This window comes from Chryseobacterium sp. L12 (assembly GCF_056133985.1).
On record NZ_JBVYOF010000001.1, the window covers coordinates 405,128 to 431,996 of the forward strand.

26 protein-coding genes are annotated in these 26,869 nt (G+C 34.5%); 18 read left to right on the plus strand and 8 right to left on the minus strand.

Annotated elements, in window-relative coordinates; translation table 11 throughout:
- The first annotated feature begins 189 nt into the window (after positions 1–189).
- The 3 genes from AC0NBN_RS01950 to AC0NBN_RS01960 all read left to right on the plus strand — a co-directional run bounded on the left by AC0NBN_RS01950 (position 190) and on the right by AC0NBN_RS01960 (position 5,442).
- Positions 190–2,595 carry a hypothetical protein gene (locus AC0NBN_RS01950; RefSeq protein ID WP_160811773.1) on the plus strand — a complete coding sequence of 802 codons (2,406 nt, stop codon included), beginning with the start codon at positions 190–192 and terminating at the stop codon, positions 2,593–2,595.
- A 58-nt stretch (positions 2,596–2,653) separates the two neighbouring features.
- Positions 2,654–2,890 (plus strand): hypothetical protein, encoded by a 237-nt coding sequence (locus tag AC0NBN_RS01955; RefSeq protein WP_143883879.1) that lies wholly within the window; start codon positions 2,654–2,656, stop codon positions 2,888–2,890.
- Between the two features lie 101 nt (positions 2,891–2,991).
- Positions 2,992–5,442 (plus strand): DUF5686 family protein, encoded by a 2,451-nt coding sequence (locus AC0NBN_RS01960; RefSeq protein WP_143883878.1) that lies wholly within the window; start codon positions 2,992–2,994, stop codon positions 5,440–5,442.
- A 46-nt stretch (positions 5,443–5,488) separates the two neighbouring features.
- Here AC0NBN_RS01960 and folP read toward each other — a convergent pair whose 3' ends face one another.
- Positions 5,489–6,349: a dihydropteroate synthase gene (gene folP / locus AC0NBN_RS01965; RefSeq protein ID WP_474466789.1), complete on the minus strand. Its 861-nt coding sequence runs from the start codon at positions 6,347–6,349 to the stop codon at positions 5,489–5,491.
- A gap of 279 nt (positions 6,350–6,628) precedes the next feature.
- Here folP and AC0NBN_RS01970 point away from each other — a divergent pair, with 279 nt between their 5' ends.
- From AC0NBN_RS01970 to tpiA, 4 genes are all read left to right on the plus strand, one after another.
- Entirely contained in the window at positions 6,629–7,195 is a 567-nt protein-coding gene (locus tag AC0NBN_RS01970) for a DUF1599 domain-containing protein (RefSeq protein ID WP_143883877.1), read from the plus strand.
- Between the two features lie 2 nt (positions 7,196–7,197).
- Entirely contained in the window at positions 7,198–8,310 is a 1,113-nt protein-coding gene (locus AC0NBN_RS01975) for a BT_3928 family protein (protein WP_160811772.1), read from the plus strand.
- A gap of 77 nt (positions 8,311–8,387) precedes the next feature.
- Positions 8,388–8,738, plus strand: coding sequence for a tellurite resistance TerB family protein (locus AC0NBN_RS01980; RefSeq protein ID WP_160811771.1), 351 nt, complete (start codon positions 8,388–8,390; stop codon positions 8,736–8,738).
- Positions 8,739–8,785: 47 nt separating this feature from the next.
- Positions 8,786–9,544, plus strand: coding sequence for a triose-phosphate isomerase (gene tpiA, locus AC0NBN_RS01985; protein WP_160811770.1), 759 nt, complete (start codon positions 8,786–8,788; stop codon positions 9,542–9,544).
- Between the two features lie 313 nt (positions 9,545–9,857).
- Here tpiA and AC0NBN_RS01990 read toward each other — a convergent pair whose 3' ends face one another.
- Positions 9,858–10,820: a Gfo/Idh/MocA family protein gene (locus tag AC0NBN_RS01990; protein ID WP_089743228.1), complete on the minus strand. Its 963-nt coding sequence runs from the start codon at positions 10,818–10,820 to the stop codon at positions 9,858–9,860.
- Between the two features lie 121 nt (positions 10,821–10,941).
- Here AC0NBN_RS01990 and AC0NBN_RS01995 point away from each other — a divergent pair, with 121 nt between their 5' ends.
- The 9 genes from AC0NBN_RS01995 (at position 10,942) to AC0NBN_RS02035 (ending at position 18,963) form a co-directional block, all read left to right on the plus strand.
- The gene (locus AC0NBN_RS01995; RefSeq protein WP_160811769.1) at positions 10,942–11,592 is read left to right on the plus strand and encodes a protein-L-isoaspartate(D-aspartate) O-methyltransferase; all 651 of its coding nucleotides are present in this window, start codon (positions 10,942–10,944) and stop codon (positions 11,590–11,592) included.
- 2 nt (positions 11,593–11,594) lie between these two features.
- Positions 11,595–11,990: a DUF1801 domain-containing protein gene (locus AC0NBN_RS02000; protein ID WP_160811768.1), complete on the plus strand. Its 396-nt coding sequence runs from the start codon at positions 11,595–11,597 to the stop codon at positions 11,988–11,990.
- 61 nt (positions 11,991–12,051) lie between these two features.
- Positions 12,052–12,345 carry a hypothetical protein gene (locus tag AC0NBN_RS02005; RefSeq protein ID WP_160811767.1) on the plus strand — a complete coding sequence of 98 codons (294 nt, stop codon included), beginning with the start codon at positions 12,052–12,054 and terminating at the stop codon, positions 12,343–12,345.
- Between the two features lie 207 nt (positions 12,346–12,552).
- A complete protein-coding gene (locus AC0NBN_RS02010) occupies positions 12,553–14,547 on the plus strand; it encodes an alpha/beta hydrolase family protein (RefSeq protein ID WP_160811766.1) in 1,995 nt (664 codons plus the stop codon).
- Positions 14,548–14,716: 169 nt separating this feature from the next.
- Positions 14,717–15,205, plus strand: coding sequence for a DNA-deoxyinosine glycosylase (locus AC0NBN_RS02015; RefSeq protein WP_160811765.1), 489 nt, complete (start codon positions 14,717–14,719; stop codon positions 15,203–15,205).
- Positions 15,206–15,321: 116 nt separating this feature from the next.
- Positions 15,322–16,371, plus strand: a complete 1,050-nt coding sequence (gene queA, locus AC0NBN_RS02020; RefSeq protein ID WP_143883868.1) for a tRNA preQ1(34) S-adenosylmethionine ribosyltransferase-isomerase QueA — start codon at positions 15,322–15,324, stop codon at positions 16,369–16,371.
- Positions 16,372–16,440: 69 nt separating this feature from the next.
- Positions 16,441–17,475 carry a dual-specificity RNA methyltransferase RlmN gene (rlmN, locus tag AC0NBN_RS02025; RefSeq protein ID WP_160811764.1) on the plus strand — a complete coding sequence of 345 codons (1,035 nt, stop codon included), beginning with the start codon at positions 16,441–16,443 and terminating at the stop codon, positions 17,473–17,475.
- A 191-nt stretch (positions 17,476–17,666) separates the two neighbouring features.
- Positions 17,667–17,906: a hypothetical protein gene (locus tag AC0NBN_RS02030; protein ID WP_143883866.1), complete on the plus strand. Its 240-nt coding sequence runs from the start codon at positions 17,667–17,669 to the stop codon at positions 17,904–17,906.
- Positions 17,907–18,048: 142 nt separating this feature from the next.
- Entirely contained in the window at positions 18,049–18,963 is a 915-nt protein-coding gene (locus tag AC0NBN_RS02035; protein WP_143883865.1) for a sterol desaturase family protein, read from the plus strand.
- 111 nt (positions 18,964–19,074) lie between these two features.
- On the opposite strand, the gene AC0NBN_RS02040 is transcribed toward AC0NBN_RS02035, so the two are convergent.
- From AC0NBN_RS02040 to AC0NBN_RS02065, 6 genes are all read right to left on the minus strand, one after another.
- Positions 19,075–20,937 carry a CocE/NonD family hydrolase gene (locus AC0NBN_RS02040; protein WP_160811763.1) on the minus strand — a complete coding sequence of 621 codons (1,863 nt, stop codon included), beginning with the start codon at positions 20,935–20,937 and terminating at the stop codon, positions 19,075–19,077.
- A gap of 103 nt (positions 20,938–21,040) precedes the next feature.
- Positions 21,041–21,679 (minus strand): MBL fold metallo-hydrolase, encoded by a 639-nt coding sequence (locus AC0NBN_RS02045; RefSeq protein WP_160811762.1) that lies wholly within the window; start codon positions 21,677–21,679, stop codon positions 21,041–21,043.
- A 110-nt stretch (positions 21,680–21,789) separates the two neighbouring features.
- Positions 21,790–22,548, minus strand: coding sequence for a TIGR03915 family putative DNA repair protein (locus AC0NBN_RS02050; protein ID WP_160811761.1), 759 nt, complete (start codon positions 22,546–22,548; stop codon positions 21,790–21,792).
- Positions 22,549–22,651: 103 nt separating this feature from the next.
- Complete coding sequence (locus AC0NBN_RS02055; RefSeq protein ID WP_160811760.1) at positions 22,652–22,948, minus strand: type II toxin-antitoxin system RelE/ParE family toxin; 297 nt, start codon at positions 22,946–22,948, stop codon at positions 22,652–22,654.
- Positions 22,941–23,177, minus strand: coding sequence for a type II toxin-antitoxin system ParD family antitoxin (locus AC0NBN_RS02060; RefSeq protein ID WP_160811759.1), 237 nt, complete (start codon positions 23,175–23,177; stop codon positions 22,941–22,943). The genes AC0NBN_RS02055 and AC0NBN_RS02060 overlap by 8 nt, the downstream gene beginning before the upstream one ends.
- A 178-nt stretch (positions 23,178–23,355) precedes the next feature.
- A complete protein-coding gene (locus tag AC0NBN_RS02065; RefSeq protein WP_160811758.1) occupies positions 23,356–24,612 on the minus strand; it encodes a putative DNA modification/repair radical SAM protein in 1,257 nt (418 codons plus the stop codon).
- 195 nt (positions 24,613–24,807) lie between these two features.
- On the opposite strand from AC0NBN_RS02065, the gene AC0NBN_RS02070 reads away from it, so the two are divergent.
- Together AC0NBN_RS02070 and AC0NBN_RS02075 are read left to right on the plus strand one after the other, a co-directional pair.
- On the plus strand, positions 24,808–26,136 hold the full coding sequence (locus tag AC0NBN_RS02070) for a hydroxymethylglutaryl-CoA reductase, degradative (RefSeq protein WP_160811757.1): 1,329 nt from the start codon (positions 24,808–24,810) through the stop codon (positions 26,134–26,136).
- A gap of 4 nt (positions 26,137–26,140) precedes the next feature.
- Entirely contained in the window at positions 26,141–26,755 is a 615-nt protein-coding gene (locus tag AC0NBN_RS02075) for a hypothetical protein (protein ID WP_143883857.1), read from the plus strand.
- Positions 26,756–26,869 lie beyond the last annotated feature (114 nt).

Below are 26,869 nucleotides of genomic sequence, written 5' to 3' on the forward strand. Positions count from 1 at the left end.
CGGTTTCTGTTTTTTATACATGCTTTGAAGAAGTTCGGGTTTTTAAATCTGAAAAGAACGGATAAATTATTCTTGATTTGTAAGTCTAAATAATTTTAAGAAAGATTAATTAAAAAAAATAACAGGCTCTTAGTTTCGCTAAACTTTTATGACAATATAAATATTACTACTTTTGACAAGCATTTTTGTATGAAAAAGGGAATCTCTGTCATATTTCTGTTGATTTTTATTTTTGGTTTTTCACAATCAAGAATTACCGTTTTCAATGAAGATGATTATAAACCGATTGCTGATGCAGAAATTTTCTGTAACAATATTGTCTTAGGTAAAACTGATGCTCACGGATTTTTGGAGTTTAAAACAAAATGCAGAGATATACAGATCAAAGCCGACGGATTTTACACAGAAAATATTGAGGTAGAAAAATCAATGAGCGTTTCCCTGATCAGGAATTCATCCAGAATTACGGCAATAGAAACCGTGATACTTCACGATAAAAGTGATCCTGAAGCGCTGGAAATTTTAAGAAAAGTAGAAAAGCTTTTCAAAAGTAATTCTCCCGAAAGCTTAGATTCTTATGCCTATAAATCTTACGAAAAATTATCTTTCGATATAGATCAGGACAGTATTGCAGCCTACAGAAATATATTCAGCAGAAATCTCAGTTTTTTCAGAAAAAATAAAAATGGTGATTCCATTAGCGATCTGTCATCAAAGAAAATTCTTTCCCAAAGCAAACTTTTCCTGTGGGAAAGGGCTCAGGAATTTATTTATTCAAAAAAATATGGCGAAAAAATCAATATTCTGGACAATAAAATTTCCGGTCTGAAACAGCCAATTTATGAGCTGATCGCATTACAAAGCAACAGAAATAAGATTCCTGAACAGATCAAACAGCAAAACCGCGGTTTGTACCGATTTTTTCTTACAGACAGCGTTCAGATTGACGGACGGAAAACTCTGGTGATCAGATTCAGGGAAGCTAATTACAAGAAGCCGATGAAAAGGAGAAAATTCAGCGGATCTATTTATATTGATGTAGAAACTTTCGGAATCAAAAAAATTGAAAGCACCAGTAAAGAAAAAAATGAAGGATATATTACAAGCAGCTGGGCGTATTTCAATGGCAAATGGTTTTTGACGGAAGAAGATGTGAAACTCAGACTCAGCCGTCTGAAATTGGGGCAGGAATACACCAATAATGAAGAAAACAAAGAAGAAAAAAGAAATTTCGGAACGTATGCATTTCTGAGCTCAAAATATTTTGATTATATTTCTCCCATAGAAGAAAATTCAGCGGACTTTAAAGGATATACTTTTTCCGTAAAAAACACTTCAGGTCATACCTTGGATCTTTATCGTCAGGAACCGCTTTCTCTGAGAGAAGAGAATACGTATACAACCATCGACAGTTTAGGAAAAATATATAATATCGACAGAAAAGCCCGCGTTTTGACTGGTTTAATCAACGGTCAGGTTCGTGTAGGAAGTTTTGATTTTGATATTGGTGAGATTGTAAATTACAATTTATCAGAAGGTTTCAGAGTAGGTTTGAAGGGCAAGCTTAATGAAAATTTCAATGCGTATTTTTCACCGGATTACTATTTTGCTTACGGTTTTAAAGATGACCGATGGAAATACGGAATTGGTCTTGATATGAAAGCTTCTCTGGAAAAAAACAACTTTTTCAGGATTGAGTATTATGATGATGTCAATTCTTCGGGTGAATTTTACCGCAGGCTATGGACATTCAGAATGCGGATGATGAATTACGGAAACAATATCAACAATGACAAATTTTACCGGTACAAAGGCGTTTCTTTATCATATCTGAATGACATTAATAATGGTTTGACACTGGCTTTTGCTGCCCGAAGAAATTTTGAAGCGGCGCAGTTTGACTATGATTTCCGGGGAAGAGGAGATGCTTTTGAAAATTTTAATACGCTGGTTACTCTTAAATATTCTCCCAACTCTACCAATATTATGACGCCGCAGGGAAAGTCTTTAATTGACCAGAATTATCCAGAGCTTTATTTTAATTATGAGCAGAGTGTAAAAGTTTTTGGCGGAGATTTCAATTACACACGTTTTGATGCTCTTTTTGCACACAATTTCAAAACCAGATTGGGAAGAACAGGATTGCGCTTATACGGAGGTGTAGTTTTTGGCGAAGCACCTATATGGAAGCATTTTACAATGAACGGACTGGCTTCCCCGAGCCGTGATATTAATTTTAATCTGACTTCCTATCTTGGTTTTGCAACTCTGGAAGGCGGAAAATTTTATAATGACCGCTTTATTGCCTATTATTTGACCCATAAAATACCGTGGTACTTCAAAAGTATAGGGCAGAATGTATCCAGCTTTGATTTTGTGATCCGTGGAACCATTGGTGATATGAAACATCCGGAATACCATGATTTCAGATTCAGAAAACTGGATCGTCTGTATCAGGAAGTAGGTCTGGAATGGAGTAATTTTTTATCTTCGTACTTCAATCTCGGATTTTTTTACCGGGTAGGATATTATACAACCAATAATTTTAAACAGAACTTTGCTGTACAGTTTAAATTAAAACTTCTGGAGTTTTAAAATTCCCCTCCTTTTGACGGGGTGGTTAAAGCCAAACCATTAATCTTAAAATTAGTTTATGAAAAAAATAGAAATAAAAGCCGAGCAGTTTTTTGAATTATTAAGACTTAAAGATACTTCAATGTGGTCTGTATTTGCTCAAATGATTGATGGCGAAGAAAAAGAAATCATTTTTCTGGATGTTGAAGATAAAATTCTGTTCAATTATATACTTCCCGCAAATGCAGAACAGCTGGAAGAAGACAGGAAAGAATTTTCTAAACAGTTTGCCGATAAGATGGCACGTTTCAACTAGCGGTCTGTAATTCCTCATAAACCATATCATTTGCGGCACTTTTTTTGTCAGAAGAAACCTTTGTAAGCATGATGAATGTATGCTTATGAAAAAAGGTTTCTATGAAAAATATTTTTACAATCTTATTTTCTTTATTATTCAGTATCGTTTTTTCGCAGTCAAAAATTGTGGTGAAAAGTGCAGTTGATGAAAGTGCGGTTTCCGGAGCGGTGGTGAAATGCAACAATCAGTTGATTGGAAAAACCGATCAGTCGGGAACTTTAGTTTTCAAAACGAAATGTAAGAAAGTGGAAGTTTCTGCAGCAGGTTTTTACCATGATGATGCGGTAGTAGATAAACTGATGGAAGTTTTTATGACCAGAACAGATGTAAAAACCCGCGAAATTCAAACAGTGGTTCTTCAGGATAAAAGTGATCCGAGAGCATTGGAAATTCTAAGGAAAATCAATGATAATTATAAAGAAAATTCCCCACAAAGTTTAGATTCATATTCTTATAAATCTTATGAGAAAATATCTCTGGATTTTGATGAAGACAGCATTAAGGCATACAGTAATTATATTGCCAACCGGATAGATTCGTTAAAAAATTTACCTCAGCAAGCTATGAAAAAACAGGAGAGACAAGATTCTCTGCAATCAGTCGGGCTGATGAAACTGATGGGCGAAAGTAAAATGTTTCTTTGGGAAAGAGCATTGGAGAATTTATACTCAAAAAAATACGGCGAAAAAACCATTGTTCTGGACAATAAGATTGCCGGTCTGAAAGAGCCGATCTACGAATTGATGGCTTTCCGATCCAACAGAAATCATATTCCGAAAGAAATAAAAGAAGAAAACAGAAATCTTTACCGCTATTATCTCACAGATTCTATTGAGATTGACGGACGTGAAAATTATGTGATCCGTTTTCGTGAAGTTAATTACAAGCAGCCAGTCAATAAAAGAAAGTTTAACGGCTATCTCTATGTAGATAAAGATACCTACGCATTAAAAAAAATTGAAAGCAACAGTAAAATTAAAAGTGAGGGAAGCATCACCAGTATCTGGAAACCCATCAATAATAAATGGTTTCTGATAAAAGAAAATTACAAAATTAAATTAGGTGCAGCCTCGTTTGCAAACAAGGAAGAGTCTGGAAAGAAAACAAAAGAAGAAAAAGAAGCTGAAAAACAGACCAGAAGCCAATTTGGAACGTATGCTTTTGTAACAGCAGATTATTTCGATTTCAAAACTCCTATTGAAGAAAAGTCCCAGGATTTCAAAGGGTATTCTATGGAAGTCGAAAACTCCGACGGGAATATTATCAATCAATACAGAACAGAAAGTTTAACCCAAAGAGAAGAGACAACATACCTAAAAATCGACAGCCTGAGCAGCAGATACAAACTTGATCAGAAAGCAAAGGCATTAACAGGATTGCTGAAAGGTAAAATCAGACTGGGAATGCTGGATTTTGATCTTGCCAGAATTGTTGGATATAACAAATATGAGCATTTCCGTTTAGGTGCAGGCGTGAAACTGAATGAAAAATTCAGCAGATATATTTCCCCGGATGCATATTTTGCTTACGGTATTTATGATAAAAAATTCAAGTTTGGAGCAGGGGTTGATATCCGTACTACGACAGAGAAAAATTCTTTTTTTCGTGCAGAATATTTCAATGATGTAATGGCTGCAGGACGTTTCTCAGAAAATTTATGGAATTTCAGAATGAGAATCATGAATTCCGGTGTTGCACTCAACAACGGAGTATTTTACGGTTATGAAGGCTTTAAACTAAGTTATGAAAATGATCTTACCAACGGATTGACCCTGAATATTGCAGCCAGAAAGTCAAAAGAAGATGCAAAGTTTGATTATAATTATAAAGGTCTGGGTAATGAATTTGATATTACATCATCTATTATCACTCTAAAATATTCTCCTAACTCAAAAAATATTATGACTCAAAATGGTAAATATACTTATGAGCAAAATCTTCCTGAGTTTTATTTTAATTACGAGCAGGGATTCAGGTCTTTAGACGGAGATTTCAATTTCAGCAGGCTGGATGCACTTTTTGTACACAATTTTAAAACCAAATTAGGAGTTACAGGATTGCGTGCCTATGGAGGAATCGTGTTTGGAGACGCACCGTTATGGAAAAATTTTACAATGAACGGATTGGGAAAAGCAAATAGCAGACTCAATTTTAACCTTACTTCCTATCTTGGTTTTGCTACCATGGAAGGCGGAAAATATTATAATGACAAATTTGTGGGAGCGTATCTCACCCACAGATTACCGTGGTATTTTAAAAGTTTTGGCAAAAATGTTTCAAGTTTCGATTTGATCTATCGCGGAATTATCGGAGATATGAAAAACCCTGAATTTCATCAGTTTGATTTTAAAAAATTAAATCATCTTTACAATGAGGTGGGACTGGAGTGGAATAATTTTCTGTCATCCCAGTTCAATCTTGGTTTTTTCTACAGAGTAGGGCATTACAACACAGCCAAGTTCAAAGACAATTTTGCTATTCAGTTTAAACTGAAGTTATTGGGATTTTAGGTTAGAAGCCATTATAGAAACCTTTCGGATTAAGTTATAGTTTTTTTTACTTAAGTTTCAAGAACTCATCAACCGTTTTTCTTGCTTCTGCTACATCGTGTACCCGTAGAATTTTCGCACCTTGTTTTAAAACTTTTAGATGAAGTTTTTGAGTTTCTTCATTGATGTCTAAAGGGGATTTTCCCAATGGTTTATAAATGAAAGATTTTCTCGAAATCCCAATAAGCAAAGGGTACTGTCCGAAACCAAAAAACTGTGTTTCATCTATCATTTTCATCTGGTCTTCAACTTTTTTTCCGAAACCGAAGCCGGGATCCAAAATAATGTCTTTGATACCTCTTATTAGTAATTCCTGAATTTTTTTGGTGAAATATAGATTGATCCTCAATGCAATATCATCAAAAATAATTTTCTCGTGCATTGTCTCATAAGTAGGATTTATATGCATCAATATATATGGAAGTCGGGTTTCAGAAACAGCATCCAGCATATTTTCATCAAACTGACCGCCGGAAATATCGTTGACAATATCAATTCCTTCATCATGACCAAAACGTACGGTTTCGGCATAAAAAGTGTCCAATGAGATTAAAGCTTCCGGAAACTTTTTTTTGATTTCAGAAATCACTTTCCCGATTCTTTTTATTTCTTCACCACTGGTAAGAAATTCTGCTTTTGGTCTGGTAGACTGTGCGCCAATATCAATAATTTCTGCACCCTCTTTCAATAATTTTTCGGCGTGCAGCAAAGCAGATTTTTCATTATTAAACTTACCGCCGTCTGAAAAAGAATCAGGAGTGAGATTCAGAATTCCCATAATTTTTGGAGAAGTCAGATCCAGCAGTTTTCCATTGCAGTTGACGGAATGAAAATTAGAAGATAAAAAAGAATGATTATTGTGAGACATCAGTTCAGATGATTTTATTGAACAAAATTAAGCTAAATAAGGTTATCTCTCAACCAGCTTTTATATTTTAATATTTTTGATGAATTAATTTTAATTTAAAGATTAATTGTATACCACCCCGTCAAAAATTTCCTTGAAATTTTCGCCACCCCTCCAAAGGAGGGGAATTTTAAAAACTCCAAATGCTTAGGCTCTCAAATTTTAAATGATCTAACTCTGTAACCCAATCTCCTGTCTTGAAAAACAAAATTTTGTATCTTTGAAAGATTAAGGAAATGTATGTCAAAAACTTCAGAACAATTTGGTGAAATTATCTCGGAATGCAGAGATTTATTCAGTAAAAAACTTCAGGATTACGGTGCAGCATGGAGGGTTTTGCGCCCAAGCTCGATTACTGACCAGATTTATATTAAAGTCAACAGAATCCGTACTTTACAGATGACGGATGTGAAAATGATTGATGAAAGTGAGGAAGGGGAATTTGTTGCAATCGTCAATTATTCTATTATCGGGCTTATTCAGCTTGAAAAAGGGCTTTCGGATGATTTTAATGAAAATAAAGAAGAAATATTGCAGCTTTACGATAAATATGCCTTTGAAGCTAAATCTTTGATGGAAAAGAAAAATCACGACTACGGCGAAGCGTGGCGGGATATGAGAATTTCATCTATTACGGATTTAATTTATCAAAAAGTTTTACGAACCAAGCAGATAGAAGACAATAAGGGCAAAACTCTGGTTTCTGAAGGTCTGGATGCCAATTACTTTGATATGCTGAATTATGCAGTTTTCTGCCTGATTAAATTTTCGGAACAGACACAAAAACCTGAACCTAAAACCATTTAAAAATGATAAAAAATTTACTACGCTTTATTATTGCTGTTATTTTCATTCTTTCGGGATTTGTAAAAGCGGTAGATCTGGTTGGCTTTTCTTTTAAAATGGAAGAATATTTTTCGCCTTCTGTTTTCAATATGCCTTTTCTGGAAAAATTTGCACTTATTTTTTCTGTAATTGTTGTGGTTTTGGAACTTTTTCTGGGACTTATGCTTTTGTTGAAAATGAAGCTCAGATTTACACTCTCTGCATTGATTGCCTTATGTATTTTCTTCGGATTTCTCACCTTTTATTCAGCCTATTATAATGTAGTCACCGATTGCGGATGTTTTGGTGATGCTATAAAATTTACACCTTGGGAAAGTTTTGTGAAGGATATTGTTCTTTTAGCAGGCTTAATTGTTTTATTCGTGCTCTATAGAAAAGATTTCGTAAAAAAGGATTCATATGGTGCTTACACCGAAAAGCCTGAAAACAATAAGTTTAAATCTGTATTTTTCGGAATTTTCACAGGAATAATGATCTTCATTATGGCTCATGGAATTATCAATGAGCCAATTATTGACTTCAGAGATTACAAAGTAGGAACAGATCTGAAAGCTGAGAAAGAAAAAATCAGCAGGAACCAGTCGGTCTACAAAACTTTTTATTCCATGAAAAACACAAAGACAAATGAAATAATCAGAGTGAATCAGGATGATTATGTGAAAGAATCTAAATATTGGGAAGAGGGTACACCGTGGAAAATAGAAGAAGGGAAAAACGAATCGGTTTTGGTAAAAGAAGGTTACAAATCTGAAATAGCGAAATTTAAAATTGAAGATCCGACAGGAGTAGATTTAACACAGGAGATCATCAATGCTCCAAAAGCAATTCTTGTTTTTTCATATCATCCAAAAGAAGTATCTAAAGAGCTTTTGAATAAAGTAGAAACTAAGGTAAAAGCTCAGAAAGCCAATGTGGTCTACGGAATTTCTACCAATCCTGCTACTTTCAAAACGATCAAAAATACATTGATGGATGGTACGGCTATAAAAACCATTGCCAGAAGCAATCCGTTTGTAGTTGTCTTGGAAAATGGTAAAATTGTAGACAAACAGCCTGCAAAAAACTATGTTGACTAAACGGTGGCTGAATGATAAATTCTCAGTTTTAACTGCGTAAAAATATTAAACATAAAATTTAAGCTAAATATAAAACAATGCATAAATCAAATAAATCAATAGCCGGTTATCATTTGTTAATGATTCTATCTTCTGTAGACGGAGAATTTGCGCCGGAAGAAGGAATGATGGTTCAGCGTTATCTTGCTGATGAATTTCCTTTCAAAATGAATTTGGATAATGAGCTGGAAACAATAGCGTTGCTTCAGCCTGAAGAATGGAAAGACCATTTTGAATTTCATGCACGTTGTTTTCTGGAAGATTCTACGGAAAACGAACGTATTAAGTTTGCTGAGTTTGCAAAATCCTTAATAAAAGCAGATGAGATAGTAACAGATGAAGAACACACTTTCTACAGACTTCTGAAAAATCTTTGGAAATTGGATTAAAGAAAAAAGCAGGATTAATGTCATTTAAAACAACAATACAATAAACTATGAGAAGAAAAATAGTTGCAGGAAACTGGAAAATGAACAAAAACGTCATTGATGCTCAACAATTGATGATGCAGTTATTAAGCTATAAAAATAACAATGCTGCCAATTGCGAAGTTTGGATCGCACCGCCTTCTTTGTATCTGATGATGGCAAAAGATATTTTTGAAAAAGATGAAGTCGGAGTTTTTTCTCAGGATATGAGCGAACACGAAAGCGGAGCTTACACAGGCGAGATTTCTGCAGATATGCTTGAATCTATTGATGCAACAGGTTCTCTGATTGGTCATTCTGAAAGAAGACAATATCATGGCGAAACTGATGAAAGCTGCAATAAAAAAGTAAAATTGGCTTTAGATAAAGGTTTGATTCCTGTTTACTGCAATGGGGAAACTTTAGAGCAAAGAAAAGCAGGGCAGCATCTCAATGTGGTAAAAACCCAGACAGAAACTGCACTTTTCACACTTTCAGCTGAAGAAATCAAAAAAGTGGTGATCGCTTACGAACCGGTTTGGGCAATCGGAACCGGTGAAACAGCAACTCCGGAACAAGCACAGGAAATTCATGCACATATCAGAAACTGTATTGCTGAAAAATACGGACAGGAAGTTGCGGAAGAAATTTCCATTCTCTACGGAGGTTCTGTAAAACCGGATAATGCTAAAGAAATTTTCTCTCAACCGGATATTGACGGTGGTCTTATTGGTGGTGCAGCTCTTAAAGTAGAAGATTTCTCTAAAATTATTGAGGCTTTTAATTAATTCTAAAATAAAAATTACATCAGACAAAAGATGAAAAAATTTTCTCTGCTTTACCTCGCAATTCTTTTGTTTGATGTAATTTATTCTGTATTATATAACGCTTTTCTTACAGATTTTGAGAACGAATACCTTAGGTATCCGTTCTATTTCCTTCACTATATAATAAGCACTCCGGCAGTTTTTTTCAATAAGCTTCTGCCGTTTTATCTGCCTTTGCCTGTATATCAGCTGATTCTTATATTTCTGGGAAATGTCTTCTTTCAGACATTATTGATGTACAGTCTTTTTTTTAGAAAAAAGGATCAAAATATAATTAACTGATCAGTTTCATCACTTCAAGAGCTACTTTCAGAGCTTCGGTTCCGTCTTCCAGAGAAACTTCTACATTTTTATTTTCAGTAATAGCTTTCGCAAAAGAATTTAGTTCATCCAAAATAGCATTATTAGGCTGAATGTTTGGATATTCAAATAAAATCTGATTTTTTTCACCTTCCGCATTTTCAATAATCATATCAAATGGAGTTGGATTTTCGGGTGCTTCTTTCATGCGGATTACTTCAGATTTTTTTTCTAAAAAATCAACAGAAATATAAGCGTCTTTTTGAAAGAAGCGGCTTTTTCTCATGGCTTTCATAGAAATTCTGGAAGTAGTAAGGTTGGCTACGCAGCCATTTTCAAATTCAATTCTTGCATTCGCAATATCAGGTGTTTTGCTTACTACACATACGCCGCTTGCGTGAATGTTTTTCACAGGAGATTTTACAACACTCAGTAAAATATCCAAATCGTGAATCATGAGATCCAAAACCACAGAAACATCAGTTCCGCGAGGATTAAATTCAGCAAGACGGTGAATTTCAATAAACATCGGATTCTGAATATAATCTTTTGCACCAATAAAGGCAGGATTATATCTTTCAACATGTCCTACCTGAGCTTTAATAGCATTTTTTCTGCAAAGAGACACAATTTCCTGAGCCTGCTCCAGAGTTTGTGTAACCGGTTTTTCGATAAAAAAATGAAGACCTTTTTCAATAGCTTTTAATGCATAATCATAATGGTAGATTGTAGGAGTTACAATATCCAGCATTTCAATTTCATTCAGAAGATCATCAAAATTTTCAAAATACCTGTAGCCAAGTTCGGCTTCCAGTTTTCTTCCGTTTTCTGCATCTTTATCGTGAAATCCAATCAGTTGATATTCTGTAGACTCATTCAGAAGTCTTAAATGTATTTTTCCCAAATGTCCGGCTCCTACCAAACCTGCTTTTAACATAGTTTTCAAATTTTTGTAAAGATAATAATTTGTTGATTGTTGTTGGTTGACAGTTATCAGAAATTTGAAAACCGTCAACTAAGGGCAGTCAATAAATAACAAAATTTCTTATTTTTGTGATATGGTAGATTCATTTGTACACAAGGGAAAAAGAAAGAACTTGATTGAATATCTCAGACGGAAAATCGGGATTTCTGACGAAAATGTTCTTGCTGCAATGAATGCTGTTGCGAGGCATCTTTTTATCGAAAGTATTTTTGAAGATTTCGCATACGAAGATCGTGCTTTTCCTATTTTGGCGCATCAGACAATTTCACATCCTTCCACGGTGGCAGAGCAATCAGAACTTCTGCAGCTTAAACCTGGAGAAAAAGTCTTGGAAATCGGTACAGGTTGCGGTTATCAGACGGCAGTTTTAATTGCAATGGAAGCTTTGGTTTATACAGTGGAAAGACAAAAAGATTTGTTTGATTTTTCTAAAAATAAACTTCGTGAAATGAATTTTTACCCAAAGTTTCAGAGTTTTGGAGATGGTTTTGCTGGTCTTCCTACTTTTGCTCCTTTTGATAAAATTATTGTGACCTGCGGAGCTTCAGTTTTACCTACAGAGCTTTTAAAACAACTGAAAGTGGGCGGTAAAATGGTCATTCCTTTAGGACCTACAGATGAACAGGTTTTGTACAGATTTACCAAAATTTCGCCAACGGAAATTGAAAAAGAAGAATTCGGAGCTTATAAATTTGTTCCGATGCTCAATAATACGAATCAGTAGCGATGATAGATCCTGAAATTAATCAATATAACGAAGGTCAGCAAAGTTCAGACAAAGAGATTTGTTGTTTTCTTGCCGAATTGATTGGTGATGAGCTTCACGAAGCCGAAAGCAAAATCTGGCATTCGCATCCGGTCTGGTTTTTAGATGAAAATCCTATTGTCGGTTACAGTAAACAAAAAAATGGAGTTCGTCTCATGTTTTGGAGCGGAAAATCTTTTGATGAAGAACAATTGAATAGTAAAGGAAATAAATTTCAGGATGCATCAGTATTTTATAATGATCTGAATGAAATTAATAAAGAAGATGTTGTCCGCTGGCTTAGAAAATCAAAAGAAATTCAATGGGATTATAAAAATTTAGTGAAAAGAAAAGGAGAGCTGATTCGTTTAAAATAAAAACTTGTAGGTAATTGGAATCATTTTTGTCTTGTTACTTTCATACCAAAAAAATAGCATTATGGAAGATAATATTAATGAGCAAAACAGAAAACTAAAGGAAATGGATTATAATCCGGGAGAAGATATTTTCAACAGAGAAAAACACATTCCTTTAGATGGAAACGGTAATCCTATTACCAATCCCAATCATGTAAATGATGAAATGCCTTACGGATTGGATGTTCCGGGAGCCGAAGATGACGATAACTTTGAGCAGATCATCAGTCAGCTTCCTGATGAGGAAAACAAGCTGTACAGCAGAAGCGACAATGAAGATGATCATGAAGAAGAAAACGAAGAAATTATTTTTTAATATAATCCCGCAGTTGTAAGCGGGATTTTTCATTTATAGTTTTGTAATAAGTGATTTTTAGGTAGATTCCAGAAATTAAATTCATTTAAATACTCAAATAGCAGATTTGAAACGAATTTTCTATTTTCATTCGTATAGTTTTGTATTAAATATTAACTTTGGCAATCTTTGAATTTGTTAATTCAAAATCTAAAAAATGTATGTAATATGAAATTGAAACATAGTCTGCTGGCTTTGGCAGCTCCTCTTCTGATGAATGCACAACAAGTAATGACGCCCGAAATTCTTTGGACTTTAAAAAAAGTCGGAGTTCAGGCAGTTTCTCCGGATCATGCTGCGCTTATTTATAAAATAGGACAAACTGATTTAAAAACAGAAAAGACAAAAAATGAAAATTATTTTTTAAATATTGTTAATCATCAGTCAGCGAAAATTGATTTAGGAAAAAGATCTTTGATTCAATGGGATAAAAACGGACTTTATGCTCAGGAAGGCGAGAAAATTCATCTTTCAAAAGATAACGGAAAAACCTGGACCGAATTTTATACTATTGGTGAAGCTGATAATATTGTTGTTTCTCCGGACGGAAAGAAAATAGCTTTCAGCAAGCAGGTTTTGGTAGAAAAAGTAATGGGTAAAGACAAATATTCTGATACTCCAAAAACTACAGCGCAAGTTTATACCGATTTGAATCACAGACACTGGGATTATTTTAATGAAGGAAAATACAATCATGTTTTCGTGGTTGATGTTTCTTCAAATGTAGATTCGGCAAAAGATTTACTGGAAAATAAAATGTGGGATTCTCCGCAAAGACCTTTCGGAGGAGCAGAAGATTTTATCTTTAGCCCGGATTCTTCACAGCTTTTATTTGTTACAAAACCAAAAAGTGGGAAAGAATACTCAACAAGCACAAATACAGATATTTTTGCTTATGATTTAGCTTCAGGAACCACTAAAAACTTAACTGAATCTAACAAAGGCTATGATGTTAATCCAAAGTTTAGTCCGGACGGAAAGTCTTTGGTTTGGCAAAGTATGGAAAGAGACGGCTACGAAGCCGATAAAAATGACATTAAGCTGATGGACTGTAAGTCTGGTAAAACTTCAAATCTCACAAAAAACTGGGATGAAAGCGTTACCGGTGATGTATTCTGGAGCGGAGATTCTAAATCTATTTATTTTACGGCAGCTTTTAAAGGAACTAAACAATTATTTTCTTTAGATCCTAAAAGTTCAAAAATTCAGCAGATTACGAAAGGGAATTTTGATATCAATGAAATTTTTGCTGATCAGAAATCCTCACTTTTAGTCTCAAAAACAGACATTAATCATGCTTCAGAAATTTATTCTGTAAATCTGAAAAATGGTGAACTGAAGCAGGTTACCGATGCAAACGGAGATGTTTATGCGAAATTAGCTCAGGGAAAATCTGAGCTCAAAATGGTGAAAACTTCAGACGGAAAAGAAATGGGTGTATGGTTCCACTATCCGCCAAATTTTGATCCGAATAAAAAATATCCTACCCTTGTCTATTGTCAGGGTGGTCCTCAATCTGCATTAACGCAGTTTTTCAGCACAAGATGGAATTTCTCTTTGATGGCAGCAAACGGCTATATTGTAGTGGCGCCAAACAGAAGAGGTATGCCGGGTTGGGGAACAAAATGGAACGAAGAAATCTCAAGAGACTGGGGCGGACAACCCATGAGAGATTATTTGGCAGCTACAGATTTTGCAAAAACATTACCTTATGTAGATGGTGAACGAGTAGCGGCAGTAGGAGCGAGCTATGGTGGTTATAGCGTATTCATGTTGGCAGGAATTCATAACAACAGATTTAAAACATTTATTGCTCATGATGGATTATTTGATATGAAATCATGGTATTTAACGACGGAAGAGCTTTGGTTTGCCAACTGGGATTTGGGTTCACCTTGGGAAAAACCACTTCCAAAAGCTTATACAGAATTTAACCCAAGCAATTTTGTAGATCAATGGAATAAACCAATCATGATTATCCAGGGTGGAATTGATTTCAGAGTGGGCTATGAACAGGGACAGGAAGCTTTTCAGGCAGCAAAACTGAAAGGATTAAAATCTAAATTTGTGTATTTCCCGAACGAAAACCATTGGGTTTTACATCCTCAAAATGGTTTGGTTTGGCAAAGAGAATTTTTTGACTGGCTGAAAGAAACTTTATAATTAAAATTAAACGAAAATTCCCCTCCTTTGGAGGGGTGTCAAAAATTCGTAGAATTTTTGACGGGGTGGTTAAAACAATTCGAACAGGCAAATTAATATTAATAAGGCGGGCTTTAGCCCGCTTTTTGTTTTCAGAATTTCAGGTTTATACCAAATTTCGTATTAAATTATGCAAAACCGGATCTCATCATTTCCTCCAATTATAAACACTAGTTCTAAAATTTTAATTTTAGGATCAATTCCCGGGGTAAAATCTTTGGAAAAACAGCAATATTACGGTCATCCTCAAAATAAATTCTGGAAAATTATTTTTGAGTTGTTTAATGAAGAATTTACAGAAGATTATGTTCAAAGGATTAATGTTCTGAAGAAACATCACATTGCATTATGGGACGTTATTGATTCCTGCGAAAGAAAAGGCAGTTTGGATTCTGAAATTAAAAACGAGGAAGCCAATCAGATCCCGGAACTTCTTCAAGAATGTCCTAATATTCAAGCAATATTCTGTAACGGAGGCAAATCTTACAAAAATTTGCAGAAAATGCTAGGTAAAAGCCCTCTTATACCATTTTATTTACTGCCGTCAACAAGTCCGCTGCACACTATTTCTTTTGAAAAGAAATTAGATGACTGGAGGAAGATATTGGAATTTGTTTAGAACCCATTTATTCTCAAAAAACAAAAACTTGACAAACCCTTCAAAATATCGTATATTTGCACCTCCAAAAATTACAGTCTGTAATTTTACATAATTTTTAAACCGTAATTTAAAAAATGAAGACATCCGATTTTAATTTCGACCTTCCTGCTGAGTTGTTGGCAGAACATCCTTCAGAGCACAGAGATGAAGCAAGATTAATGGTTCTTAACAGAAAAACTGAAACCATTGAGCATAAACTTTTTAAAGATGTAGTTGATTATTTCGACGAAAAAGATTTGTTCATTTTCAATAATACCAAAGTTTTTCCTGCCCGTCTTTACGGAAACAAAGAAAAGACAGGAGCAAAAATTGAAGTTTTTCTTTTAAGAGAATTAGACAAAGAAACCCGTGTTTGGGACGTTTTGGTAGATCCTGCAAGAAAAATCAGAATTGGCAACAAATTATTCTTTACCGAAGATGAATCTTTGGTAGCTGAGGTAATTGACAATACTACTTCAAGAGGTAGAACATTAAGATTTTTATTTGATGGGTCTTACGAAGAATTCAGAGCTAAATTGAAAGAGCTGGGAGAAACTCCGCTTCCTAAATATATCAAAAGAGAGGTTGAGCCGGAAGATGCAGAAAGATATCAGACTATTTATGCAAAAATTGAAGGAGCTGTTGCGGCACCTACTGCAGGTCTGCATTTCTCAAAACATTTGATGAAAAGACTTGAGATAAAAGGAGTTGACTTTGCTGAAATTACTCTTCACGTTGGTTTGGGAACATTCAACCCAATTGAGGTTGAAGATCTTTCTAAGCACAAAATGGAATCTGAAGAAGTGATTATTGATGAGAAAAATGCTGAAATCATTAACAGAGCCGTGCAGGAAAACAGAAGAGTATGTGCTGTAGGAACTACAACAATGAGAGCTATTGAAACATCAGTTTCTTCAAATAAAAAAATATCTGCATTTCAAGGCTGGACAAATAAATTTATTTATCCTCCACATGATTTTGGAATTGCTAATTCTATGATTACAAATTTCCATACGCCAAAATCTACGTTAATCATGATGATTGCTGCGTTTGCAGGTAAAGATTTTGTTATGCATGCATACGAAGAAGCTGTAAAAGAAAAATATAAATTCTACTCTTACGGAGACGCAATGTTAATTCTATAAAAAGATAATAGGTACAGGTTGCAGGTATTAGTTTAGTTGCAACCTGTCATCTACAACCGATCAACTGAAATGAAAGACATAAGAACTTTATCACTAGATCAGCTCAAAGATTACTTTGTTTCTTTGGGAGAAAAACCTTTTCGTGCGAAACAGGTTTATGATTGGCTGTGGAGTAAAAATCTTCATTCAATTGATGAGATGACCAATCTTTCAAAACAGCTTCGGGATAGAATTTCTGAGGAATATATCATTAATCCTGTTTCAGTAGATTTACTGCAAAAAAGTACAGACGGAACCATAAAAAATGGTGTAAAACTTCATGACGGATTATTGGTAGAATCTGTTTTGATTCCGACGGAAACCAGGACAACAGCCTGCGTTTCTTCACAGGTAGGATGTTCTTTGAACTGCGAGTTCTGTGCTACAGCAAGACTCAAAAGAATGAGGAATCTAGAAGTTGCCGAAATTGTAGATCAGGTTGCTTTGATCGACAGTCAGAGCAAAATGTATTTCAACAGACCGCTTTCCAACATCGTTTTTATGGGAATGGGAGAGCCGATGATGAATTATAAAAATGTGGTGGAAGCCATTAGAAAAATTACCCAGCCTGAAGGTTTGGGAATGTCACCACGAAGAATTACCGTTTCTACATCCGGAATTCCTAAAATGATCAAAATGTTGGCAGATGAAGGACTGAAGGTGAAGTTAGCGTTGTCTCTTCATTCAGCCATTGAATCTAAGCGTAATGAAATTATGCCTTTCTCTGATAAATTTCCACTAACGGAAATTATGGAGGCTCTACAGTATTGGTATAAGCTGACAGGTTCTGTTGTTACCTTTGAATATTGTGTATGGAAAGGAATTAATGACGGCGATGAAGATATTAAAGCATTAATTAAATATTGCAGACAGGTTCCTTCAAAAGTTAATTTAATTCAGTATAATCCTATCGGTGACGGAAAATACGATCAGTGCAATAAACAGGCTGAAGAAAACTATATCCGTCAGCTTGAAAATGCAGGTATTGTCTGTGTAGTAAGAAAAAGCCGTGGTGGAGATATTGATGCTGCGTGCGGACAATTGGCAAATAAATCCGCAGAGTAATGACTTTCTTTTAGCTGTGCTTGTTCTATTTCAGCGTAGTTTTCATAATATTTTCATTTATATACTTTATTTACGACAAGATTAAAAAGAAAGACAGCTTAAAGAGTGTATTCTTTTTCTTAGGCTTTCCATTATTCTTTTTTGCTGACAACAGACTTTGTCATTCAATTGCTGATGAAATCTGTTCGGATTTGAAACATAACCGTCTTAAACTGGAGAAAAATAATTTTATCACTACATCTGATCTTTTAACTTTAACAGTTTCTTCTCAAAAATATTATTTTGAGGGAAAAACGTATGGAGTTACTGTTTTACCTTCTGGTGATGATCTGATATTTAAAAAGGATCGTATTACTGGAAAATATTGGGTTTTCTACACTAAATATCATCTTAGCACAAAGCGTGCAGTCGAATACATTGAGTCAAAGTAATATAAACTTTGAGAAACGTTAGGAATATTAATACATTTTGAAATCTCTTCGATCAATTTTCGATTAAATTTTCATTAAAATAGTAAAAAAGAATTTATGGTATTTCCATAAAATTCTACATTTGTAAAAATAGCGAATAATAATGATGGATTTTTTTATGGGAGAAGATGGTCTGGAAAGTGTTTATGCCTGGTCAATTCCCATTCTTGTTACTGTAATTTTGGCTGAGATGATTTATAGTCATTATTCTGAAGCTAAATTATACAACGGGAAAGATGTTGCAACAAGCGTTTGTCTTGCTGTGATGAATTTTGGGTTAGATCTTGTCATGAAAGTCTTCGCAATGACAGTGATGTTCTTTTTTTATAATCTAAGTTTTTTTACTTGGGAATTTACCATCTGGTATTGGCTGATCTGTTTTGTACTCACTGACTTTGCCTATTATGTATTGCATTATGTAGACCATCATTCGAGAGCCTTTTGGGCAGTTCATATTACTCATCACAATTCAGATTATTTCAATCTTACGACGGGTTTCCGAAGTCCGGTTTTACAGCCTTTATACAGATATTTATATTTTTGTCCGTTAGCGTTTTTGGGTTTTAATCCTTGGCATATCATGGTTGTTTATGCTATCGGTCAAGTATACGGAACATGGGTTCATACACAAACGGTAAAAAGTCTGGGAATCTTAGAGTATATTTTGGTAACACCTTCACATCACAGGGTTCATCACGCATGCAATATCAAATATCTCGACAGAAATATGGGAATGTGCCTTATTGTTTGGGATAAAATATTTGGAACTTTTGAGAAAGAAGATCCTCAAACTCCTGTAAAATTCGGGATTTATCCTAAAATGCCCGACAACAAGCCGGATACTGTTCTTTTTTATGAATGGCGCAAAATATGGAAAGATCTCAGACAGCCGGGATTAAAGTTTTCAGACAGAATTAATTACATTTTTAATGCTCCGGGATGGAGACATGACGGGAAAGGGAAGACGGTAAAGGAATATCAAAAAAATTACGGTCAGAAAAGTGCTTCAGGAAAATAAGTTTAAACAAAAATAAAAGAGACTGCAAAAGAACAGTCTCTTTTTTGTTTATTAACTTTAATCTAAGACTGTATCCGTCACAAGCTGAGATTAATTTGTTGCCTAAAATATTTACTTTAAAACATCTGCTTCAATCATGCTGTCTTCAAAAATCTTAACAAAAGCCTTTGTATAATCTTCTTTGGTAGCAAAATTTGGATTTTCCATAAACTTTTGCGGATTTATCGCAAATAAAGGAAACCATGTTGAGCTGATCTGAATCTGAATTTTATGCCCTTTTTTAAAGGTATGAACAACATCCTGTAACCTGAAATTAACGGCTGTTTTTTGGTTTGGAATAATTGCTTCTGCTTTTTCACGGGAGTTTCGGAATCTTGCAGGCATAATTTCACTTCTTACCATCTGATGGTAATTTCCATAGATAACACCTTCTTTCTTTTCCGCAGGTTTGAAATCTTCAGGATATACATCAATCAGTTTTACCGCAAAGTCTGCGTCTGTTGATGTAGAGGCAATATTCAGTTTTGCCATAATTTCTCCGGCAAAAGTGAGATCTTCTGTAAGAACATCAGTAGTAAAAGTGAGGACATCGGGTCTTCCCACAGCAAATCTTTGATCTTCAGACATGTAATTTTTCGGAGTGAAGCCATTGAAATCTTTTAGACTGACCGAGCTGAGAACAGGGTTTTCAGGATCACTGTAGTACTCTGAAAAACCTGTTCCGGATTTGTTTCCTAATGTTTTTCCCGCTAGATAAAACTGTAGTTTTTTTGATTCTTTTGGCGGATAAACCGAAAACTCACGCCATTCTTTTGCTCCGGTGTCATACATTAAAGCTTCAGGTAAACCCGCATCTTGTTTCGTATTTCCTTTCAGATAATGAGTGAAAAATTTTGTTTCGATGTTTTTCTGATAATAGGTTGCGATGCTGTCGCCAAAATAAATTTGATTATGAAAATGTTTTCCATCTTCTCTGGACCATCCTCCGTGAGAGAAGGGACCCATTACGATAGTGTTTTTGGCTTTTGGACTTGTTTTTTCAATGGTTTTATAAATATTCAGCGGTCCGGAAAGATCTTCGGCATCAAACCATCCTCCCACAGTCATCACCGCATGACTGATGTTTTTCAGGTGGGGCAGCAGATTTCTTTTTTGCCAGAAATCGTCGTAATTGGGATGATTCATAATTTCTGTCATGAAAAAATTATTTTTGTAATATTTTTCATATCCATCTTTTAAAGTTCCCATTTCTCTGTAAAATTTAAGACCGTCTTCAGAAAATGTTTTAATCATTGAATCGGTGTACCAGGCTTTATTTTCAGGTTTTGTTTTCTGAACTCCGAATACAGGGAAAGTCCTGAAATATCCCAGCATAAATCTGCCATTGTGAAGAAAATCATCATTCCAGAAATCAGAAATCGGAGCCTGAGGTGATGATGCCACCAAAGCAGGATGCTGAGAAAGAGTTCCTACGGCTGTATAAAAACCAGGATATGATGTTCCGTACTGACCAATTTTTCCGTTATTATCTTTAATGTTTTTTAAAAGGTATTCTATAGTATCGTAAGTATCTGTGCTTTCGTCAACATTTTTTTTAGATGTGCGATCTACCTGCGGAGTCATGTTGGTAAAAGTTCCTTCACTCATGTATCTTCCTCTTACATCCTGAAAAACAAAAATGTATTTATCTTTCATAAGAAATTGATTAGGACCCAGTTTTGTTTTGTATTCGTTTTCACCGTAAGGTGCAATGCTGTAACAAGTACGCTGCATCAAAAATGGATATTTGTTTTTATTTGAAATGTCTTTCGGGATGTATACTGAGGTAAAGAGCTTAACTCCGTCTCTCATTGGAATATAAAACTCTCTTTTAGTGAAATTATCCTTTACGAATGTATCGTTTTGGTTGTTTTTTATCTGAGATTTGCCAAGAAACCAGAGAAAAATAAATAGGATGGAAAATTGAATCTTCATAAAATCTTATTTCTAATTTTATATAATACAGTTAAGATTGCTGAAAAATGAAATTTATTATGCCTGAAATTGCAATATTAATTGATATTTAATTTTACTGGAGTTATTTAAAAAACGGATTGTACTCCTTCTCAAACCCGATTTTCGTAGGATTTCCATGTCCGGAAAAAACTTTTGTTTCGTCATCTAAAACAAAAAGTTTAGACTTGATGCCTTCAATAAGCTGTTCATAGTTACCCTTGTATAAATCTGTTCTTCCGATACTCCCTTCAAACAGAACATCACCGGAAATAATAAATTTCTGAATTTTGTTATGATAAACAATACTTCCCGGCGAATGTCCAGGAACGTGATACACCGTAAAAACTTCTCCTTCAAGCTCAAGCTCATCTCCTTCTTCAATGTATTGAAGATCTACATTGATGTGTTCAAGATCAATTCCGAATCTCATGCCGCTGATCTGAAACATATCCAGTACTTCTTTATCTTCTTTATGCATCAGAACAGGAACTTTATAAGTGTCAAAAGCCCACTGCAGTCCTAAAATATGATCAATATGAGCATGTGTAAGCAGAATTTTTTGAATATTCAGTCCGTTATCCAAAACGAATTTTTCAATTGTCTGAGTTTCTTTTGCATTCATATTTCCGGGATCAATCAACCATGCATTTTTATTATCATTATAAATAATGTATGTATTCTCACTGGCAAAATTGAAAACGAAACTTTGGATATTCAACATATTTTTTTATTTATTGCAAAAATAGAAACAAATTGATTTTATATAACGAACTTCTGTATAAATTTTTGTGATGTAATACAATATTGCTTTTTGAATGACCAATATTGGAATTACCATTTCTCCGTAAGATATTTCCAATATCTTTTCGGAACATGCTGAATGTGAAGCTTTGTATTTTTTCGTTCTTTAATATTCGTTTTAGTAAAATAACTTTGCCAAAGGGTTTGGTATTTTTTTTCTTCTTCGTGGAATTTTTGCTGGTATTGGTTTAAATCTAACCTTTCATCAGGATAAAAAAAATCGCAGTTTTCCAAATCGTAGAACAATCCGTAATGTCGTCGCAAATCATAAATCATCCATTTTTGATCCGCATATCGGTCTTTAAAATGTTTTCTGATTAAAGGTAATACATTAAAATCCGGATCAATTTTTGCGAAATAAATATCGTCTTGCATTTTCTCAAACCTAACGAAAGCAGTCATTCTGTGTCTTTCTCTGCTTACAGATTTGCAGATTTTAGCAATTTTCAAAATATCATCATTCGCAAAATTTTTCAGAACATTTTCTTCCGGGAATGTCACAGATTGCTTCACCACAGATAAAATTAATTTCTCTAATTCATTATCCTCAGAAAGGTAAACACGCAGCAAATCATTAATTCCCGATTTTCCGATACTTTTTTCCAGTTTATTGAGAACTCTTTCAGATTTTTCCTGCTGTGTTACAACCTCGTGGATCTCCGCAAACATATTTTCCTGAACAAAATTTTCCCGGTTTCGGATTTCCACGTCTTTATAACGATATTCAAAAACTTCAAATATCGCTGTAAAAAGTCCATCGAAACTGCCGTCGTAGAGAAGGGTTGTCATTGTTGAGTTGTAGAGTTGGAGGATTTGAGAGTTGTAGTGTTTGAAAGATTTAGCGCTGTCAGGCTAAGCGGAGCCGAAGCCTTCTGTCTAAGAAATCACATTATTAAAAATATTTTGGAACATCCCGGCTTCCGTGAAGCACTCTAACAATTCTGATATGACTATCCAAAATCCGATAAAAAATAATATGATTATCTTTTGGCAAACTGTATAAACCTTTTTTTATTTCATCCCGCTTTTTCCATAATTGCGGATTTAGAATTAACTTTTGAAAAATTTCTTCGATTTCTAAAATATATTTTTCCGCCTGGTCAAAACCGAATTCTTCCAAAGTATAATCAAAAATGTCTTCCAAATCTTTATCAGCAGCTTCAGATAAAATATAGAATTCTTTAGACATTACTTTTCTTTTGCTTTTTGGCTTGGATTATATCTTTTACAGAACGGGAACTCGATTCATTATTCCAGCCTTTTTCGATCTCAAGTTTCAAATCTTGAATTACTTTATGCCGATAAACTTCGTGAAGGCGTAAAGCATCCCGCACAACTTCACTTGCATTTTGAAAATCGCCCGATTCTATTTGTTTTGAAATATATTCTTCCTGCTTTTTTGTAAAACTGACATTCATTACAAAATCTTTTTTCGAAGTTACAAATTATGTCTAAATTTAGCAAATATGAACAATTGATTTGAACACTTCGACTAAGTTTACATTGAGCGAAGTAGAAACACTCAGTGTAACATTTCTAATACTATTTTTTTAATCTACGAATTGTCAGGCTGAGCGGAGTCGAAGCTTTTGTATTCTAAAATAAGGTCAATTGCTGAGAAAACTGATTCTGAAATTTGGACTGACTTCCGCCAATAATCAACTTTCTTAAATTTAAGTCCGTTAAATGCTTTAAAAATGGATTTCCGTAAGTGAAATCAATGAAATATTTTGCACGGTTAACGGCTGCTCCCAGTTTTTTAAGATGATCAATATTCAAAACCTGAAACTGTCTTGCGCTCACAATTTTTTGCGCAGTTTTTACACCAATTCCAGGAATCCTAAGAATCATTTTATAATCTGCTGTCTGCAAATTAACAGGAAATTGTTCTAAATGTCGCAACGCCCAACTTAATTTTGGATCTACTTCCAAATCCAGAAAAGGCATATTAAAATCCAGAATTTCATCTGCTTTAAAACCATAAAACCTCATCAGCCAATCTGATTGGTAAAGACGGTTTTCCCTCAAAACAGGAACTTCCGAAGTTATTGCAGGCAAACGATTATCAACCGTTACAGGAATATACCCCGAATAATAAACCCGTTTCATTCCGTAATTTTTATAAAAATGATCGGCAACTTTGATGATTTGCAAATCATTTTCGTTGGTTGCACCTACAATCATTTGTGTGGATTGTCCTGCCGGTGCAAATTTCGGAGCGCTACGGATAATTTTTTTCTCGTCTTTATATTGCTGGATGCCTTTTTGAACAATTCGCATTGGCTGAAGCATATCTTCGCGGTTTTTATCAGGAGCCAACAATTTCAATCCGGATTCTGTCGGAATTTCAAGATTGACAGACAGTCGGTCTGCATACAGAGCCGCTTCATTCATCAAATCATCACTTGCTCCGGGAATCGATTTCAAATGAATATAACCATTAAATTTATGTTCGGTTCTCAATTTTTTTGCCACCCGAACCAGACGTTCCATAGTTGTATCCGCATCTTTGAAAATCCCTGAACTCAAAAATAAGCCTTCTATGTAATTTCGCCGATAAAAACTGATGGTCAAATCCACAACTTCTTCTACTGTAAAAGCTGCACGTTTGATGTCATTTGATTTTCTGGAAACGCAATAAATGCAATCGTAAATGCAATGATTGGTCAATAAGATTTTCAGAAGCGAAACACAACGTCCGTCTTCAGTATAAGTATGACAGATTCCGCTTGCAGAACTGTCTCCCAGACCACCGTTATTTTTTCGTTTTCCACCGCTGGAAGAACACGAAACATCGTACTTGGCAGCATCTGCAAGTATTTCAAGTTTTTCTTTTATGCGGTCGAAATTCATAATGGCGTAAACGGATTTTAATTTTAATTACAATTTGTCAAATTTAGTTCCAAAATTGATAAATGTCAATCTTTTTTGATAGAAGTTATCAACGCTTTAAAGAGACAAATTAGTATATTTACACGTATCAATTTTATGTTATGAAATTGCGGGAGCATTTACATATTACTTATTAAGAAAAAACAAAAACAACATATGAATCATAAACCCGTTGAAGGTTTTTCCAAATTAACGAAGCAGGGAAAAATCGACTGGCTCATAAACGAGTATCTCGAAGGAAACAAAGAATATCAAAATATATTAAACCAATACTGGAACGAAAATGCTGATTTGCAGAAGCTCCACGACGAGTTTTCCGAAAATACCATTTCCAATTTTTATATGCCTTACGGAATTGCTCCGAATTTCCTGATTGACGGAAAGCTGTTTGCACTTCCGATGGCAGTTGAGGAAAGCTCCGTTGTAGCAGCAGCCTCAAAAGCAGCAAAATTCTGGATTGATAAAGGTGGTTTTAAAACAACGATCATCAACAATGAAAAACTGGGACATACCCACTTTATTTTTGATGTGGAAGCTCATAAACTTCTTCATTTTTTCAATTTTAAACTAAAGAAAAAACTGCTGCAAGCAACAGAAGATATCACCGCAAATATGAGAAAACGCGGCGGCGGGATTCTGGACATTAAGTTGGTTGATAAAACCTCCGAAATGCCAAACTATTATCAGCTGAAAGCAAGTTTTGATACGGTGGATTCGATGGGAGCTAATTTCATCAATTCCTGTCTGGAGCAGTTTGGTAAAACATTGAAACAGGAAGTGGCGGTAAGCGAAGATTTTTCTCAGGAAGAAAAAAATTCTTTGCAAATTGTGATGAATATTCTGTCCAATTTCACTCCGGATTGTATTGTAAGAGCTGAAGTTTCCTGCAAAATTGAAGATCTGAAAGATGACAGCGGAATTTCTAATGAAGAATTTGCCTGGAAATTTAAACAGGCAGTTACAATTGCTGAAATTGAACCTTTCCGTGCAACAACTCACAATAAAGGAATTATGAATGGAGTAGATGCCGTTGTCATTGCTACCGGAAATGATTTCCGAGCAACTGAAGCTTGCGCACACGCATACGCAGCGAGAAACGGAAAATATTCATCTCTCACACATTGTACCATTGATAACGGAATTTTCAGATTCTGGATTGATCTTCCGATTTCTGTTGGTGTTGTTGGCGGATTGACCAATCTTCATCCGTTGGTAAAATTTTCATTAGCACTTCTTGGAAAGCCTTCGGCTCAGGAGTTAATGAGTATTCTGGCGGTTTCCGGACTGGCTCAGAATTTTGGAGCATTACGTTCTTTGGTTACAACGGGAATTCAGAAAGGACATATGAAAATGCACCTTTTCAATATTCTGAATCAGTTTAACGCAACGGAAGAGGAAAAGCAATATTTTGTGACCTACTTTAAAGATAAAACGGTGAGTCATCACGAAGTGATTGCGGAATTGGAAAAGTTGAGAAGTAGATAATAACGTGAAAAGAATAATCATCATATTAGTTCCTGTTTTATTTAATTTTTCTTTTGCACAAAGTGATAAGGAAATATTGGATGTAAAAGGAGAAAGAGAAAAAATATACACTCAATTTCAGGAGAATAAATCGGAATTGTATAAAAAGTACATTCTTAAACACCCTGTTATATTCGAAAAACAAAGTAAAACTGAGAAAAAAGTACATGATTCCTTAGCGAGGTTAGATTACGGTAAGTACAAAAAAGAATTACAATTATGTAAAATAAAAAAAATAGAAGAACTGAAAAAATTGTTAAATACACTAAACAATCAGCATCCATTAATTGGAAAAAAAATGGCCTATTTGAAAGATTATCCAAACGAGGTTGAAAGAATAAATAAACTTAGAGATAGTGAAGATTTTTCTGGAATTGAATTTTTAGGAATTCCAAACGATCAAAGAGGTAGCTATGAAAATCTATCTGCCGGTAGAAATGAAATTAACCAGAATTTTCTTAGCTATTTTCAGTCACTTAAGTTAAAAGAGTTCAATGAAATTCCTTTGTCTGCAAAAATTTATTTTATTTTGGATACAGATGGATACTTAAAAAAAAATAAAACCAATATCTGGAGATGAGGAGTTTTCTTATCTGTCCGCTATAGTTTTATATGAAATGAATAAAAAATATTTTAATTACATTCTAATCACAGAACATATATTGCCAATAAAGACAAGTACAGAATAAAGAAT

What these genes read in the sequence shown, in the direction of transcription:
- AC0NBN_RS01980 (WP_160811771.1), top strand. Translation starts at nt 8,388, where the DNA reads ATGCATAAATCAAATAAATCAATAGCCGGTTATCATTTGTTAATGATT.
- AC0NBN_RS02070 (WP_160811757.1), top strand. Translation starts at nt 24,808, where the DNA reads ATGAATCATAAACCCGTTGAAGGTTTTTCCAAATTAACGAAGCAGGGA.
- tpiA (WP_160811770.1), top strand. Translation starts at nt 8,786, where the DNA reads ATGAGAAGAAAAATAGTTGCAGGAAACTGGAAAATGAACAAAAACGTC.
- AC0NBN_RS02000 (WP_160811768.1), top strand. Translation starts at nt 11,595, where the DNA reads ATGATAGATCCTGAAATTAATCAATATAACGAAGGTCAGCAAAGTTCA.
- AC0NBN_RS02015 (WP_160811765.1), top strand. Translation starts at nt 14,717, where the DNA reads ATGCAAAACCGGATCTCATCATTTCCTCCAATTATAAACACTAGTTCT.
- AC0NBN_RS01960 (WP_143883878.1), top strand. Translation starts at nt 2,992, where the DNA reads ATGAAAAATATTTTTACAATCTTATTTTCTTTATTATTCAGTATCGTT.
- AC0NBN_RS02065 (WP_160811758.1), bottom strand. Translation starts at nt 24,612, where the DNA reads ATGAATTTCGACCGCATAAAAGAAAAACTTGAAATACTTGCAGATGCT.
- AC0NBN_RS02010 (WP_160811766.1), top strand. Translation starts at nt 12,553, where the DNA reads ATGAAATTGAAACATAGTCTGCTGGCTTTGGCAGCTCCTCTTCTGATG.
- AC0NBN_RS01975 (WP_160811772.1), top strand. Translation starts at nt 7,198, where the DNA reads ATGATAAAAAATTTACTACGCTTTATTATTGCTGTTATTTTCATTCTT.
- AC0NBN_RS01995 (WP_160811769.1), top strand. Translation starts at nt 10,942, where the DNA reads ATGGTAGATTCATTTGTACACAAGGGAAAAAGAAAGAACTTGATTGAA.
- AC0NBN_RS01955 (WP_143883879.1), top strand. Translation starts at nt 2,654, where the DNA reads ATGAAAAAAATAGAAATAAAAGCCGAGCAGTTTTTTGAATTATTAAGA.
- AC0NBN_RS02045 (WP_160811762.1), bottom strand. Translation starts at nt 21,679, where the DNA reads ATGTTGAATATCCAAAGTTTCGTTTTCAATTTTGCCAGTGAGAATACA.
- queA (WP_143883868.1), top strand. Translation starts at nt 15,322, where the DNA reads ATGAAGACATCCGATTTTAATTTCGACCTTCCTGCTGAGTTGTTGGCA.
- AC0NBN_RS01990 (WP_089743228.1), bottom strand. Translation starts at nt 10,820, where the DNA reads ATGTTAAAAGCAGGTTTGGTAGGAGCCGGACATTTGGGAAAAATACAT.
- folP (WP_474466789.1), bottom strand. Translation starts at nt 6,349, where the DNA reads ATGTCTCACAATAATCATTCTTTTTTATCTTCTAATTTTCATTCCGTC.
- AC0NBN_RS01970 (WP_143883877.1), top strand. Translation starts at nt 6,629, where the DNA reads ATGTCAAAAACTTCAGAACAATTTGGTGAAATTATCTCGGAATGCAGA.
- rlmN (WP_160811764.1), top strand. Translation starts at nt 16,441, where the DNA reads ATGAAAGACATAAGAACTTTATCACTAGATCAGCTCAAAGATTACTTT.
- AC0NBN_RS02055 (WP_160811760.1), bottom strand. Translation starts at nt 22,948, where the DNA reads ATGTCTAAAGAATTCTATATTTTATCTGAAGCTGCTGATAAAGATTTG.
- AC0NBN_RS02035 (WP_143883865.1), top strand. Translation starts at nt 18,049, where the DNA reads ATGATGGATTTTTTTATGGGAGAAGATGGTCTGGAAAGTGTTTATGCC.
- AC0NBN_RS01950 (WP_160811773.1), top strand. Translation starts at nt 190, where the DNA reads ATGAAAAAGGGAATCTCTGTCATATTTCTGTTGATTTTTATTTTTGGT.
- AC0NBN_RS02040 (WP_160811763.1), bottom strand. Translation starts at nt 20,937, where the DNA reads ATGAAGATTCAATTTTCCATCCTATTTATTTTTCTCTGGTTTCTTGGC.
- AC0NBN_RS02060 (WP_160811759.1), bottom strand. Translation starts at nt 23,177, where the DNA reads ATGAATGTCAGTTTTACAAAAAAGCAGGAAGAATATATTTCAAAACAA.
- AC0NBN_RS02005 (WP_160811767.1), top strand. Translation starts at nt 12,052, where the DNA reads ATGGAAGATAATATTAATGAGCAAAACAGAAAACTAAAGGAAATGGAT.
- AC0NBN_RS02050 (WP_160811761.1), bottom strand. Translation starts at nt 22,548, where the DNA reads ATGACAACCCTTCTCTACGACGGCAGTTTCGATGGACTTTTTACAGCG.